Source organism: Mycobacterium sp. UM_WGJ, assembly GCF_000455125.1.
Lineage (GTDB): Bacteria > Actinomycetota > Actinomycetes > Mycobacteriales > Mycobacteriaceae > Mycobacterium.
This window is the reverse complement of record NZ_AUWR01000022.1, coordinates 36529-51602: the sequence shown is the minus strand read 5'-3', so window position 1 is coordinate 51602 and position 15074 is coordinate 36529. Positions and strand designations below refer to the sequence as shown.

The window sequence follows — 15074 nt, the reverse complement described above, 5'->3', positions numbered from 1 at the left end:
GTCAGTCGGCTGCGGCCGCGGGCTCGGCGTCCTCGGCCGGAATCGGTTCCAGCGCAGCGAGATTCAACGGTCGCGCCAGCTGAGTGGGAGCGGCACGTCCGCGCAGTTCGACGATCTCGCCCACTTCCCAGCACAGCGCCTCGGCGTCGACCGCGCCGCTGACCGCCACCGCCGAAGCCAGCACGTGGCCCGGCTCCAGCTTGGCCAGCTCGGTCAGCCGGGCGGCCTCGTTGACCGGGTCGCCGATCACGGTGTACTCGAAACGGGCGCGGGCGCCGATGTGCCCGGCGATGGCCCGTCCGGCCGACACCCCGATGCCGAACTCTTCGGACTCAAGCACCGGCAGCAGGCCGTCGTGCAGTTCGCGGGCCGCTGCCAAGGCCGCGCTCGAGGCGTCCGGATGCTCGATGGGCGCTCCGAAGATGGCCAGCGCCGCGTCGCCCTGGAACTTGTTGACGAAACCGCCGTGCCGTCCAACGGCCTCGACCACGACCCGGAAGAACTCGTTGAGCAGGTTGACGACCTCGCTGGGCGGCCGAGTCGCGGCCAGCTGGGTGGAACCCACCAAGTCGATGAAGAGCACCGCCACGTCGCGTTCCTGGCCGCCCAACTCGGTGCCACGCTCCAAGGCGCGCCGCGCGACATCCTCGCCGACGTACCGGCCGAACAGGTCGCGTAGCCGCTGCCGCTCGGCCAGGTCACGCACCATGTCGTTGAACCCGGCCTGCAGCAGCCCGAGCTCGCTGGCGTCGTAGATCTGCATGTGCGCGTTGTAGTTGCCGCGCTGCACCTCGCCCAGCGCCCAGCGCAACTGCCGCAGCGGGTCGGCGATCGACATGGACACCAGCACGGTGCCGGCCAGACCGATGACCAGGGCGGCCAATGCCATCAGCAGGATCGGGGTGAACAGTTTGTCCGGTGAGGCGTTGAGCAACGACGCCTTGTCGGCCAGCACCGAAAGCACAATCGCCAGTACCGGTACCCCAGTCGACAGCAGCCAGGTCAGCAGCTGGCGCAGGATGACTCCGGGTGCCCGCAGATTCTCCGGCGTGCCGTCACGCAGCGCCGCGACGGCCACGGGGCGCAGCACCCGCTCGGACTGCAGGTAGCCGATGATCGCGGTGGCGGCGGCGCCCAGGGCGGTCGCGGTCACCACGATCGGTACGACGTCGTAGACCACCTGCCAGCTGATCACGACGAACACCACGCCGCCCACCGCCCAGTAACAGATGCTGATCAGCGAGCGGTAGAACGGCATCCGCAGCGCCCGCGACCTCGCCAGCTCGGTATCTGCCGGATCGGAATCGCCGTTGGTCTCCAGATCGGCGAGCAAGGCCTCGCGGCGTTGCCAGCGGAACACCGGCATCAGTAGGGCGGTGCTGACCGAAAAGCCGAAGGCGAACAGGCACAGCAGCACCACGGCGAACAACGCCAGGTTCAGGCGCGGCAGGTCCTGCAGATTGATCCGGTCTTCGTCCGGCAGGCCGAACCGCAGAAAACCGAAGACGAACAGCGATCCGATGATGTCGGCCTGCAGCATGCTCAGCGTGAAGACCGGCCAGGGAGTGCGCACGACCCAGCGGACGAATCGGTTGATCCGCCCGACCAGGGTCGTGGTGCTCACCAGCACACCGTATCGGGCGAGAGGGGGAATGACCGAGGCTGATGGCTTGTCATGTCCGGGGCATGTCCGGTCAAGCCACTACTGTGACCGATGATGTCCGGGGTTTTCGCGCGTTTGGTGGGCCAGCAGTCGGTCGAAGCCGAGCTGCTGGCTGCCGCGCGGGCATCTCGACGTGATTCAGCACACAGCGGCATGACCGCCGGCGGTATGTCACACGCGTGGCTGATCACCGGCCCGCCCGGATCGGGCCGGTCGATCGCAGCGGTGTGTTTTGCCGCGGCGCTGCAGTGCACGGCCGATGAGTCCGAGGGCGGGCCCGGCTGCGGCCAGTGCCGTGCCTGCACCACGACGATGGCCGGCACCCACGCCGACGTGCGGCGGGTGGTGCCGGAGGGGCTGTCCATCGGCGTCGACGAGATGCGGGCCATCGTGCAGGCCGCCTCCCGGCGTCCCGGCACCGGCCGTTGGCAGATCGTGGTGGTCGAGGACGCCGACCGGCTCACCGAGGGCGCGGGCAACGCCCTGCTCAAGGTCGTCGAGGAGCCGCCGCCTTCGACGGTGTTCCTGTTGTGCGCTCCCTCGGTCGACCCCGAGGACATCGCCATCACACTGCGGTCCCGGTGCCGCCACGTGGCCCTGGTGACCCCGCCGCCGGCGGCTATCGCCCAGGTACTCATCGACGCCGACGGGCTTGACCGGGAGACCGCGGACTGGGCGGCCGCGGTCAGCGGCGGGCACGTGGGGCGGGCCCGGCGGCTGGCCACCGATTCTGAGGCCCGGCAGCGTCGCCAGCGGGCCCTGTCGCTGGCCCGCGACGCGGCGACCCCGTCGCGGGCGTTCACCGCGGTCGACGAGTTGGTGGCCGCGGCGGAGTCCGAGGCCCGGGACCTGACCGCCGACCGCGACGAAGCCGAGACCGAGGAACTGCGCACCGCGCTGGGCGCCGGCGGCACCGGCAAGGGCACCGCCGGTACGCTGCGCGGCACCGCCGGGGTGATCAAAGACCTGGAGCGCCGGCAGAACTCGCGCCAGAAGCGGGCCGCCCGCGATGCGCTGGACCGGGCCCTGATCGACCTGGCCACCTACTTCCGCGACGCCCTGCTGGCGGCCACGGGCTCGGCCGGCATCGCCCGGCCGAACCATCCGGACATGACCGATGCGGTGGCGGCGATCGCCGCTCACGCGTCGCCGGATCGGCTGTTGCGCTGCATCGAGGCGGTGCTCGAGTGCCGCGACGCCCTCGCGGCCAACGTCAAGCCCCGCTTCGCCGTCGGAGCCATGGTGGCCACCGTCGGGCAGGCGCTGCGAGACGACCTGTAGACTGACCCGGCCCGGTTTAGGCGGGGCGCGCCACCTTAGCTCAGTCGGTAGAGCAATTCACTCGTAATGAATAGGTCAGGAGTTCGATTCTCCTAGGTGGCTCCACAAGTTTGACGTTTCTCAGGTTCGCCTAACGCCTGTTTCGGTTGCTCCTTGGCGCTGCTGAAACCCGCGACACCTCGGGGGATTGCGGCGCCGATCTCGGTGGTCTCGCTGATCGCCACGTCAGGTCATTCACGCGCTTATTGATAATGATTGTCAATAAGCGTCAGATCGCGCTACCCTGAGATCTGCGCAGCGCGGCCTTGGTCCACACGGCTGTAGGCGCGGCGACACCACGACGCGAAGTGAGCGATTTCCTTGTACGCCAATCCCAAACCCGAAGTCTCGTCACTCTTTCGCTACGTGGAGACCCTGCACGCCGACCGAGAGTGGGGCGCCATGCTGGATTCCGGCGCCGGAGTGAAGTCCCTGCAATGGATCCAGGCGCTGCCGACCGACCGGTGGACGGCGATCACCGCGGCGCCTGGCATGGCCGAGGCGGCACGTGCCGCGCTGGGCCACGGAATGCGGCCACAAGACCGGCTACTGGTCGGCAACTGGATCGATGACAGCCTGCTGGCCGGTGAAACCTTCGACACCGTGCTGGTCGACTATCTCGTCGGCGCGATCGAGGGCTTTGCCCCGTACTGGCAGGATCGGGCGTTCGAACGATTGCGTCCCCTGGTCGCCGACAATGGCCGGCTCTATGTCATCGGGCTGGAACCCTACGTTCAGTACAAGCCCAAGACCGAAAGCGGCCGCATCATTTGGGAAATCGGCCGGGTCCGCGACGCGTGCCTGTTGCTGGCCGGCGAGCGGCCCTACCGTGAGTACCCCCTCGAATGGATGCTGCGGCAGCTCGAACGGGCCGAGTTCCGGGTCGTGGAGAGTCGACGTTTTCCGATCCGATACGGGTCCCGTCATGTCAACGGCCAGCTTGATATGTGCCGCAGGCGACTTGAACGCTTCAATTCCTCTGCAGTCGGCAGCTCGATGCTCCAGTATGTCGAAGAGCTACGGCTTCGAGCGCTGATCGTCCTCGCGCGCGAAGGTGGCCTGCGGCACGGTCACGACTACGTGATCGCCGCGGAACCGCTGCCCTGAACGTGGCTTTAGATGTACATCGCCGGGTCGATGTAACTGGTCGGGTCCACCAGCGGCTCCCGCTGTTTCTCGGTGCGATGGCGCACCGCAGCCGGGATTCCGGTGGCGATGCAATCCGCCGGAACATCCTGGGTGACAACGGCATTGGCGCCGATCGCACTGCCGTCTCCGACGGTGATAGGACCGAGGACCTTCGCGCCGGCGCCCACCGTGACACCGTTACCGATGGTCGGGTGGCGCTTGCCGTGACTCAGCGAACGTCCGCCGAGGGTGACGCCGTGATAGACCATGACGTCATCGCCGATCTCGGTGGTCTCGCCGATCACCACGCCCATGCCGTGGTCGATGAAGAACCGCCGCCCGATGGTCGCGCCCGGGTGAATCTCGATGCCGGTGGCGAATCGGGTGGCCTGAGCCAGCAGGCGGGCCACCCCGCGCAGTGCCGGCCTGGCCCACAGCCGATGCGCGATTCGATACGACCAGATCGCATGCAGACCCGAATAGACCAGCGCGTTCTCGAAGTCCCCGCGCGCGGCCGGGTCATGCTCGCGCGCGTTGCGCAGGTCCTCGCGCAGCCGCGCCAACACACCACTCATAGGTGTGATCATTCCCGAATGTGCTCGAACAGCGGCGTGGAGATGTAGCGCTCGCCGAAGTCGGGGACCACCACCACGATCAGCTTCCCGGCGTTCTCGGGGCGCTTGGCCAGCTCGAGGGCGGCCCACACGTTGGCGCCGGCCGAGATTCCGCCGAGGATCCCTTCCTCGGTGCCCAGCGCGCGAGCAACCCGGATGGCGTCGTCGAATTGCGCGTCGATGATCTCGTCGTAACAGTCGCGGTCGAGTACCTCGGGGACGAAGTTGGCGCCCAGGCCCTGGATCTTGTGCGGACCGGGGTCGGCGCCGTGCAGGATCGCGGAGTCCTTGGGTTCCACGCCGACGATCTGGACCTCGGGCTTGTGGGCCCGCAGGGTGTGCGAGACGCCGGTCAGCGTGCCACCGGTACCGATGCCGGCGACGAAGATGTCGACCGCGCCGTCGGTGTCCTTCCAGATCTCTTCGCCGGTCGTCCGTTCGTGGATGGCCGGGTTGGCCGGGTTGGCGAACTGGTCTGCGGACAGGGCGTTGTGGGTGTCGGCAACGATCTGCTTGGCCCTGGCCACCGCGCCGGCCATGCCCTCGGAGCCGGGCGTCAGCACGATCTCCGCGCCGTAGGCGCGCAGCATCACCCGGCGCTCGGTGGACATGGTGTCCGGCATGGTCAGGATCACCTTGTAGCCACGAGCGGCACCGACCATCGCCAGGGCGATGCCGGTGTTGCCGCTGGTGGCCTCGACGATGGTGCCCCCGGGGCGCAGCTGGCCGGACTTCTCCGCGGCATCGATGATCGCAACGCCGATGCGGTCCTTGACGCTGTTGGCCGGGTTGTAGAACTCGAGTTTGGCCGCCACTTGAGCGCCCAGTCCCTCGGTCAGCCGGTTGAGCCGCACCAGCGGTGTGTGGCCGATCAGCTCGGTGACGTTGTCGTAGATCCTGCCCATCAAATGCCCTTTCCTACCAAGGCCGCCATAGGTGCTATGCGCTCCCTTCAGCAATGCGCCGTACGGCCTGGGTGAAGACGTCGATCTCTTCGAAAGTGTTGTAGAACGCGAACGACGGTCGCACGGTGGCTTCCAGGCCGTAGCGGCGCAGGATCGGCTGCGCACAGTGATGCCCGGCACGCACCGCGATGCCCTCGGCATTGAGCGCCTTGCCCACTTCCAACGGCTCGTGGCCGGCCAGCACGAACGACAACACACTGGCCTTCTCGTCGGCTGTGCCGACGAGCCGCACCCCGGGAATATCGGCCAGGCGTGGCGTGGCGTACTCCAGCAGGGCGTGCTCGTAGGCGGCGATGCGCTCGATGCCCACCCGTTCCACATAGCGCAGGGCCTCACCCAGACCGACCGCGTCGGCGATGTTGCCAGTGCCCGCCTCAAACTTGTTCGGCGGATCTTGGTAAATGGAGCGTTCCAGGGTGACGTCGGCGATCATGTTGCCTCCACCCTGCCACGGCGGCGTCTCGGCCAGCGCCTCGGCGGTGCCGTAGAGCACTCCGATACCGGTGGGACCGAAGATCTTGTGCCCGGAGAACACGAAGAAGTCCGCGCCCAGCGATTGCACGTCGATCGGGATATGCGGGACCGACTGTGCCCCGTCGATCAGCACCCGAGCGCCGTAGCGGTGCCCGAGCTCGACGATGTCGTGCACCGGCGTGACGGTGCCCAGCGCGTTGGAGACATGGGTGGCGGCAACCAGTTTGGTCCGCGGGCCCAGCAGATCCTCGAATTCGCCCAGCAGCAGGTTGCCCGCCTCGTCCACCGGGGCCACCTTCAGAATCGCCCCGGTCTTCTTCGAGATCATTTGCCACGGAACGATATTGGCGTGGTGCTCCAGGTGAGTGATGACGATCTCATCGCCGGGGCGCAGGTTCTTGCCGCCCCAGGCGTAAGCCACCAGATTGATCGCCTCGGTGGTGCCGCGCACGAAGATGATGTCCTCGCTGCGCGGCGCACCCAGAAATCGCCGCACGGTGTCGCGGGCGTCCTCGTAGGCGTCGGTGGCGCGGGCGGCCAGTTCGTGAGCCGCCCGGTGGATGTTGGAGTTCTCGTGGGCGTAGAAGTACGACAGCCGGTCGATCACGGCCTGCGGCTTCTGCGTGGTGGCGGCGTTGTCGAACCAGATCAACGGTTTGCCGTTGACCGTCTCACGCAGGATCGGGAAGTCAGCGCGCACCGCGTTGACGTCGAAGACTTCGTGCGAGTCCGGCACCGTCGGAGCCGGTTGGGCTGCCGGCACCCGATGCGACAAGAAGGCGTAGTTCGCCTCGTCGCCACCCGCGGCCGGCGCGGCGGTGTCATGCCAATCCAGCTGCGGAACCACCGGCACGCCCCCGGGCCAGCCGGGAGCCGACCCACGTGGCGCAACCGGGACAGCCCCGGCCGGCGAGCCGGCCAGCACCCCCGGCACGGTCGGCACGATGCCGCTCGGCACCGCGAACGCCGACAGGTCGGCCAGCCCCGGCGGCAGCAGCCCCGACGGGTCGGGCACGCCGCCGCGCGGTGCCACCGCGGTGGTCTGCGGCGGCGAGTCCGGACCGGGCCGGGCGGCATACAGCTGGTTGGCCAGTACCTCCAGCTCAGCGGCGCTGACCGGTGGGGTTACCGGCCCGGGATCACTTGTACTCATGGAAACGGTCCACCGAGACGTCGTCGAGCACGGCGAGCGCATCATCGGTGAGCACGGCCAGCGAGTTGTACAGCGTGACCAGGTAAGACGCGATCGCCGACCGGTTGATGCCGGTGAACCGGACTGACAGGCCCGGCGCCTGCTCACCGACCAGGCCGGGCTGGAACAGCCCGACGACACCCTGGCGTTCCTCCCCGGTGCGCACCAGCAGGATCTTGGTCTTGGAATCCTCTACCGGCACCTTGTCGCTCGGCACGATCGGGATGCCGCGCCAGGTGATGAACTGGGCGCCGAACAGGTTCACCACTACCGGCGGGACCCCGCGGCGGGTGGCTTCGCGGCCGAACGCGGCCACCCCCAGCGGGTGGGTCAGGAAGAACCCGGGGGTCTTCCACACCTTGGTGATCAGCGAGTCCAGGTCGTCGGGGGTGGGCGGGCCGGTCAGCGTGGAGATGGTCTGCTCCGGTGTGACCTGCGCCAACAGGCCGTACTCCGGGTTGTTGACCAGCTCGTACTCCTGGCGTTCCTTGATGGTCTCGATGGTGAGTCGCAGCTGTTGTGCGACCTGGTCGTGCGGGCTGGAGTACAGGTCAGAGACCCGGGTGTGCACATCCAGCAGGGTCGAGATCGACCGCAGGGTGTACTCCCGCGGGCTGGTCTCGTAGTCCACGAACGTCTGCGGCAGCGGCTCCTGCGAACCGGCGCCCTGCTCGGCTGCAATGGCGACCTGGCCGGGGTTGACCACCCGGTTGACCCGGTAGATACCGGCTTCGACGGGGACCCAGTTCAACAGGTGCAGCAGCCAGCGCGGGGTGATGGTGGCCAGTTGCGGGACGGTCTTGGTCGCATTCGCGAGTTGCCGTGCGGCGAGGTCCCCGAGCGCCTGAGATTCGTTCTGAGCGGACGTCATTGCTTTCCTCCTGATGAGTGACGGCGCCAATCATGGACCATGGTCCGGGTTTGCCCACCAGTTGCGCTCAGGGCGAATTGAATCCCTCGCAGTTCGCGCCGCTGCGGTACATGTCGTAGGGTATGTGTATGTCGAACATCACGCTGCCACAGCCGCACGCTTTGTGCCGCCTCGCCGCGTGTTGTTGTTGTTGTTGTTGATTCTCTGACGCCCTGATTCCTCCGCGTCGCAGCCCGCTCCCTTTCTTCGGCGAGATGCTGCCGTGCGCGCTTCAGACCAGAAAGTCGACTCGGCATGACCGTTTCAACCTCCGTTTTTCCTCTTCTCGACACCGAGCCCACGGTGACCGTCCGGCGCAGGGTGCAACCGCGCCCGGCCGTCGACATCGACCGAATGACCCGCTATCACGGCGGTACCTATTCGCACACCGTCGACCGGATCGTGTTCACCGACGGCACCAGCGCGCGCACCGATCTGATTCGCCTGAATCCCGGTATCGCGGCCTATTCGCTGGACTTCCACGGCATCGCCCCCACCCGGCCGTCGGCCTACCGGATCGACACCTGGTCGGCGGTTCCGAACCTGCGCTCCGGTGCCCGTGACCCCCGCGAAGTTCAAGTCGACTGGATCCTGCGCAACTCGGTTCCACGGTTGACCACCGTCGAATTGAGCCGTCGACTGCGTGCGGCCGGCCACCAGCTGGGCCGCGGCAACATCACCGAGCACGAGGCGATAGCCGCCACCCAGGCCGCGATCTGGCGGCTCACCAACGGTCTGGAGCTGGACACCCGCGCCCGCACCGAGCCGGTCCGGGTGTTGCGCGACGCCGACGGGGTGACCGTCGAGTTCGAAGAGGCCCTCGAGTTGGGCGGCTACACCCTGGAACTGGTCGCCTCGGAGCCGGTGACGCTGACCCTGCACAAGTCCGACGACGGCCGTAGCTGGCGGGAGGTGCCCTCGTCGCGGCTGGCCGCCCCGGCCGCCGGCGCTCATCGCAAGGCGCTCGGCGTGGGTGCCACCGTCGGGGGCCACCGGTTCTACCGCCTGTCGGTGGCCGGGCCGGGGCCATCGGCCACGCTCGGCGACGTCGACTTCTGGCTCAACGGCACCAGCACCTATCGCAATGCCGACCGCATCGTGGCCCTCTACCGGTATCTGCTGGCCGGTGCGGCACGGGCGCGCTCCACCGCACCCGGATTGAACGTCTCGTCGGCCACCGTGGCCGACGGTCTGGTGGGCCCGCTGCGCCTGTCCGTCGCCGACTCTGCCGCCCTGAGCGCCGAGGGTGCGGTGTTGCTGGACGACGACGGCAACGAGTTGACCGGTCCGGTGGAGCCGGGCAGCGTTTTCTACCTGCGCCCGCGCCCGGGTGCGGCGTCGGCGCGGGTACGCGTCACGGTTCCCGGTACCGACGACGGCTACGGCGGCCGGGTCCTCACCGGCATTGCCGGAGAACAGGACTCGCAGATGTTCACCCCGGTAGCGCTGGCGGTGCCGGCCGCGCTGGTCGTCGACTTCGACCTCAGCTGGTCAGCGGGGGCACCGCAGTGGAATACAGCCAGGCCTGCCACAAGGACTGCAGCGGTTCGCCCGCGTATCCGGCGGCCAGCGCGGTGAAGTCTTCGGTGCCGGCGTTGCCGTGGCGGTAGCGCGACGTCCAGTCCCGCAGCAGGGCGAAGAAGGCGTCGTCACCGAGCCGGCCGCGCAACTGATGCAGGGTGATCGCGCCGCGCTTGTACACCCGGTCGTCGAACATGTCGGCCGGCCCGGGATCGGCCAACAGCAGATCCTGCGGCAGGCCCGCTAGCTGGCGGTGATAACGCCGCGCCAGCTGGTCGGCGCTCGGCCCACCGGAATGCTCCGACCACAGCCATTCGGCGTAGCACGCGAACCCCTCATGCAGCCAGATATCGCTCCAGCGTCGCAGGGTGACGCTGTTGCCGAACCACTGGTGGGCCAGTTCGTGGGCGATCAGTCGGTTGGACCCCCCGGTACCGTCGCAGTGGTTGGCGCCGAAGATCGAAAGCCCCTGTGCTTCAAGGGGGATCTCTAGGTTGTCGTCGGTCACCAGCACGGTGTAGCCGGCTGCCAGCGGGTAGGGCCCGAACAGGCGCACGAACAGCTCCATCATCTGTGCCTGCGCGGCGAAGTCCTGTTCGAACTCGGCCTGCAGCCGGGCCGGCAGCACCGCGCGGATCGCCACCGTCGAGCCCGGCAACCGGCGGGTCACGTACCGGCCGATCTGCAGGGTGACCAGATAGGTCGGGGTCGGCTCGGGCTGCTCGTAGGTCCAGGTGGTGCGGGTGGCCCGGGCACGCCGCGATATCAGTTCGCCGTTAGCCACCGCGTAGTACGGGCTGTCGGTGCTGATCTGGATCCGGTAGCTGGCTTTTGAGTAGGGGTGGTCGTCGCAGGGGAACCATGACGGTGCGCCGTTGGGCTGGCCGGAAACCAGCGCTCCGTCGGATAACTCCTCGAAACCCACTTCACCCCAGAGCGTTTCGCTGGGGCGCGGTGATCCCGCATACCGGACGACGATCACCAGTGCGGCGCCGGGCGGTACCGTGGCGGCCAGGGTGATCCGCAGCTTGGCTGCCGAGGTCGCGAACCGGCTGGGTGGGCGACCGTTGACCCAGACCTTGGCCACCGACAGCGTGTCGGCAAGGTCGAGGGTGACCTCGCGCAGTGCGTCCAGCGCGACCGCGGTGATGGTCGCGGTGCCCGAGAGCCGGTTACTGCTGACCTTGTACTCCAGGTCGAGTTCGTAGCGCGAGACCCGGTAACCGCTGTTGCCGCTGTCGGGCAGATAGGGGTCAAGAACAGGCGCCGGGGCCTTGGCTGGCTTTGCCGAAATCTTCGTGGGTTTGCTCATGCCGCGGGCTCCTGACGCGCGGCAGCCGAAGCCCCGCGCTTCTTGCCCGACACCGGCCACGGCGCAATCGGATTGCCCTGCCAGCGCGTCGCGGCCGGGACCTCGTCGCCGCGCATCACCAGCGAGGCCGGCCCGACGGTGGCACCGGCGCCCAGCCGGGCCGCGGGCAGCGCCACGCAGTTGGGGCCCAGCGTGGCCCCTGCATCCAATGTCACCGTGTCCATCTGCATGATCCGGTCGTGGAACAGGTGGGTCTGCACCACGCAGCCGCGGTTCACCGTCGCGCCGGTGTCCAGCGTCACCAGGTCGGCTTCGGGCAACCAGTACGTCTCGCACCACACGCCGCGGCCGATGGTGGCGCCGAGCGCCCGCAACCACAGGTTCATCACCGGGGTACCGGTTGCGGCGCGGGCGAACCACGGGGCAGCCACCGTTTCGACGAACGCGTCGGAGACCTCGTTGCGCCACACGAACGACGACCACAGCGGGCGCTGTGACGCCCGGATCCGGCCCACGATAAGCCATTTCGCCACCACCGCGCTGCTGCCGGCCACCGCACCGGCGGCCAGCAGCGTGACGCCGCTCCCCAGCGCGGTCCAGCCGTAGCCGAACCTTGTCACCCCCCACTGCAACGCGCCCAAAACCGCGGTTCCGATGGCAAATGTGACGATGACCGGGATCAGCCGGAATGTCTCCATGACGGCGCGCATCAGCTTCAGCCGCAGCGGGGGTTCGAAAGTGCGCTCGGCATCGAGGTCGGCGGCTTTACGCCGCAGGCGTACCGGCGGGCTGCCCAGCCACGACGAGCCGGTCTTGGCCTTATGCGGTGCCGTCGACAGCACTGCCACCAAGGAGTTGTCGGGGACCCGCCTGCCCGGCTGAGTGATCCCGGAATTGCCCAGAAATGCGCGCTTGCCGATGGTGGCCGGTGCGACGTGGATCCAGCCGCCGCCCAATTCGTAGGAGGCCACCATGGTGTCGTCGGCGAGAAAGGCGCCGTCGGCGATCGTGGTGAACTTCGGGATCACCAGCGCGGTGGAGATCTCGGTGCCGTGGCCTACCTTGGCCCCCAGTAAGCGCAGCCACCACGGCGTGATCAGGCTGGCGTACACCGGGAAGAGATAGTCGCGCGCGGCGTCCATCAGACGTTCGGTGGCCCACAGCTGCCAACCCACCCGGCTGCGCACCGGGTGGTAGCCGTCGCGCAGCCCGATCGACAACAGCCGCACCCCGGCCATGGTCAAAGCGGCGTAGCTGAGCATCGCGACCAGCGCGGCCGGCGCAGTGGCCAGCGCCGCAGGCCGAATCGCTTCGATCAGCGTGGTGCAGTCCCGCACCGCCCAGCCCACCACCGACAGCCCGACACCCAATGCCACCAATGGCAAGCCGCCCAGCAGGATCGATGTCACCCCGTACACCGCCGCCCACACCGGGCGCGGCGGTGGCCGGTGATCCGGCCAGGGGTGGTGTGCCTTACCGGATTTCACCGCCGGCGAGCCGGTCCAGTACTGGCCCTTCTTCACCTCGCCGACTACCCCGGACCCAGGCGCGACATCGGCGTCCTTGCCGATTACGGCGCCGGGCAGCAGCGTAGTGCGGGCACCGATCGTGGCGTCGTTGCCAACCGTGACAGGGCCGACGTGGAACGTATCGCCGTCGATCCAATGCCCGGTCAGGTCCACCTCCGGCTCGATGGAACACCGGTGGCCCAGGGTCAGCATCCCGGTCACCGGCGGGGCGGAGTGCAGATCCACGCCCTCGCCGATCTTGTTACCCAGCGCTCGCGCGTAATACACCAGCCACGGTGCGCCGGAAAGATTCTCGGCGCCGCTGGCGGCGGCAAGCCGTTCGGCGATCCAGACCCGCAGGTGCTCGGGGCCGCCGCGCCGGTACGTTCCCGGCGCCAGATTGGACAGCAGCGCACGCGCCCCCAGCGCGGCGATACCCATCCGGCCCAGCGGTGTCACGAACAGTACGAAAGCGGAGATCACCCACCACCAGTCGAGTCGCGCCAGCCAGGGCAGCGGATGCATCACCGCCATCACGTTGTTGATCAGCGCCAGCCACGTCACCCATTGCAGCCCGGTCAGCGTGGCCAGCGGCACCGACAGCAGCACCTGCGCGGCCTGGGCCCGCCGGGGCGTGGGTTCGACCGCGCGGGAGGCTGCCTCGGCCCCGGGCTCACTGCGGCCCATGTCGTCGAGAAACCCGGCCAGGGAGCCGAGTCGTGGGCGGTCGTAGAGCTGGGCGACGGTGGTCTGCGGGTACCGCTGCCGCACCGCGGCCACCAGCTGAGCGGCTTGCAGCGATCCACCGCCGAGCGCGAAGAAATCGGCCTGTTCGTCGTCGACCGGGGCGCCCAGCACGTCGCGCCACAGTCCGGCCAGCCAACCCAGAGTGCTGTCCGGGTCGTCGCCGAGACCTCCGCCGGGCAGGGCACCCGGCTCCGGCCCCACCGGCCACGGCAGCGCATCGCGGTCCACCTTGCCCGACGTGCGAGTGGGCAGTTCGTCGACCAGCACCAGCCGGGGAACCAGCGCGGCGGGCAGTCGCCGGCCCAGTGCGGCGCGTGCAGCACCCAGGTCGAAGTCCGGATCGGTGCTGGCCAGGTAGCCGACCAGCAGCGGGGTCCCGGCGGCGCTGGTCCGCACCGCGGCCGCACCGCCGCTGACGCCGGGCAGCGTCACCAGGGCGCTGTCCACCTCACCCAGCTCGATGCGCCGGCCGCCGACCTTGACCTGGTCATCGGCCCGGCCGCAGAACACCAGCCCGTCGGCATCCAGCCGCACCAGATCACCGCTGCGGTAGGCCCGCGGCCAGTCCAGCTCGGGCAGTGCTGCGTACTTCTCGGCGTCACGGCCGGGGTCCAGGTAGCGGCCCAAGCCGACACCGCCGATCACCAGCTCGCCGACTTCGCCGGCGGCCACCGGGGCCCCGTCGGGCCCGAGCACGGCCAGGTCCCAGCCCAACAGCGGCAACCCGATCTGGACCGGGCCGGTGCCGTCGAGCTGCGCCGCGCACGCCACCACCGTGGTCTCGGTGGGGCCGTAGGTGTTCCATACCTCGCGGCCCTCCACCGCCAGCCGGGCTACCAGCTCCGGTGGGCAGGCCTCACCGCCGAAGATCAGCAGCCGCACCGCCTCCAGCGCCTCGGCCGGCCACAGTGCCGCCAGGGTGGGCACGGTGGACACCACGGTCACGTCGCGCGACACCAGCCACGGACCCAGGTCCATGCCGCTGCGTACCAGCGACCGCGGCGCCGGCACCAGACAGGCGCCGTAGCGCCACGCCAGCCACATCTCCTCGCAGGACGCGTCGAACGCGACCGACAGTCCCGCCAGCACCCGGTCGCCGGGCCCGATCGGGTTGTCCTGCAAGAACAGCTGGGCTTCGGCGTCGACGAAGGCCGCCGCGTTGCGGTGCGTGATCGCCACGCCCTTCGGGGTTCCGGTGGACCCCGAGGTGAAGATGATCCAGGCGTCGTCGCTGGTCTGCGGCGCCGTGGCCCGCCAGCCGCGTGACGCGCCGGGGCCGCGGGTCAAACCCTGTTCGGTGATCACCGCCGCCACCTGAGCTTCGTTGAACACCAGCTCGGCGCGCTCGGGCGGATCGTCGGCATCCACCGGCACGTAGGCCGCGCCGGTGGCCAGCGTGGACAGGATCGCCACGTACAGCGCGTAATTGCCGGACGGCATCCGAATGCCGATGCGATCGCCGCGGCCCAGACCGCGGGCGGCCAGCCAGGCGACACTGTCGGTGATGTCCTCGATCAGCTCCCCGTAGGTCAACACCACATTGCCGTCGTCGATGGCGGGAGCGTCGGGGTAGCGGGCGGCGGTCTCTTGCAGAATGTCGATCAGGGTGCGGGGCTGCGGCGCCGAGGAGCCGCGCAGATATTGCGCGGGGACTTGCAGTGAGGGCACGACTGTAGAACGTACCCAGCACGGTCGGGGAGTGCAGCGCGTCATTGTCAGC

At 68.8% G+C, this 15074-nt stretch carries 9 protein-coding genes, 1 tRNA gene and 1 pseudogene; 4 read left to right on the top strand and 7 right to left on the bottom strand.

Annotation, left to right across the window (positions count from 1 at the left end; translation table 11 throughout):
• Position 1 precedes the first annotated feature (1 nt).
• Positions 2 to 1654 (bottom strand): adenylate/guanylate cyclase domain-containing protein, encoded by a 1653-nt coding sequence (locus tag N416_RS0108715; protein WP_152664738.1) that lies wholly within the window; start codon positions 1652 to 1654, stop codon positions 2 to 4.
• A 63-nt stretch (positions 1655 to 1717) separates the two neighbouring features.
• Here N416_RS0108715 and N416_RS0108710 point away from each other — a divergent pair, with 63 nt between their 5' ends.
• From N416_RS0108710 to N416_RS0108700, 3 genes and pseudogenes are all read left to right on the top strand, one after another.
• Positions 1718 to 2944, top strand: a complete 1227-nt coding sequence (locus N416_RS0108710) for a DNA polymerase III subunit delta' (protein ID WP_024441727.1) — start codon at positions 1718 to 1720, stop codon at positions 2942 to 2944.
• A 29-nt stretch (positions 2945 to 2973) separates the two neighbouring features.
• Positions 2974 to 3049, top strand: a tRNA-Thr gene (locus tag N416_RS0108705).
• Between the two features lie 279 nt (positions 3050 to 3328).
• A pseudogene (locus tag N416_RS0108700) lies at positions 3329 to 4090 on the top strand (class I SAM-dependent methyltransferase); the annotation flags it as partial.
• Between the two features lie 8 nt (positions 4091 to 4098).
• Here the strand turns inward: N416_RS0108700 and epsC are convergent.
• From epsC to N416_RS0108680, 4 genes are read right to left on the bottom strand one after another with little or no spacing between them, the layout of a single operon-like run.
• Complete coding sequence (epsC, locus tag N416_RS0108695) at positions 4099 to 4686, bottom strand: serine O-acetyltransferase EpsC (RefSeq protein ID WP_036457571.1); 588 nt, start codon at positions 4684 to 4686, stop codon at positions 4099 to 4101.
• An 8-nt stretch (positions 4687 to 4694) separates the two neighbouring features.
• On the bottom strand, positions 4695 to 5630 hold the full coding sequence (cysK, locus tag N416_RS0108690) for a cysteine synthase A (RefSeq protein ID WP_024441724.1): 936 nt from the start codon (positions 5628 to 5630) through the stop codon (positions 4695 to 4697).
• 34 nt (positions 5631 to 5664) lie between these two features.
• Complete coding sequence (locus N416_RS0108685; protein WP_024441723.1) at positions 5665 to 7317, bottom strand: family 2A encapsulin nanocompartment cargo protein cysteine desulfurase; 1653 nt, start codon at positions 7315 to 7317, stop codon at positions 5665 to 5667.
• Positions 7304 to 8227, bottom strand: coding sequence for a family 2A encapsulin nanocompartment shell protein (locus N416_RS0108680; protein WP_024441722.1), 924 nt, complete (start codon positions 8225 to 8227; stop codon positions 7304 to 7306). The genes N416_RS0108685 and N416_RS0108680 overlap by 14 nt, the downstream gene beginning before the upstream one ends.
• Before the next feature lie 294 nt (positions 8228 to 8521).
• Here N416_RS0108680 and N416_RS0108675 point away from each other — a divergent pair, with 294 nt between their 5' ends.
• Positions 8522 to 9844: a TQXA domain-containing protein gene (locus N416_RS0108675; protein WP_024441721.1), complete on the top strand. Its 1323-nt coding sequence runs from the start codon at positions 8522 to 8524 to the stop codon at positions 9842 to 9844.
• On the opposite strand, the gene N416_RS0108670 is transcribed toward N416_RS0108675, so the two are convergent.
• Positions 9750 to 11099 carry a M1 family metallopeptidase gene (locus tag N416_RS0108670; RefSeq protein ID WP_024441720.1) on the bottom strand — a complete coding sequence of 450 codons (1350 nt, stop codon included), beginning with the start codon at positions 11097 to 11099 and terminating at the stop codon, positions 9750 to 9752. The two genes, N416_RS0108675 and N416_RS0108670, sit on opposite strands and share 95 nt — an antisense overlap.
• Positions 11096 to 15067, bottom strand: coding sequence for a Pls/PosA family non-ribosomal peptide synthetase (locus tag N416_RS0108665; RefSeq protein WP_051190221.1), 3972 nt, complete (start codon positions 15065 to 15067; stop codon positions 11096 to 11098). Before N416_RS0108665 ends, N416_RS0108670 begins: the two co-directional genes overlap by 4 nt.
• Positions 15068 to 15074 lie beyond the last annotated feature (7 nt).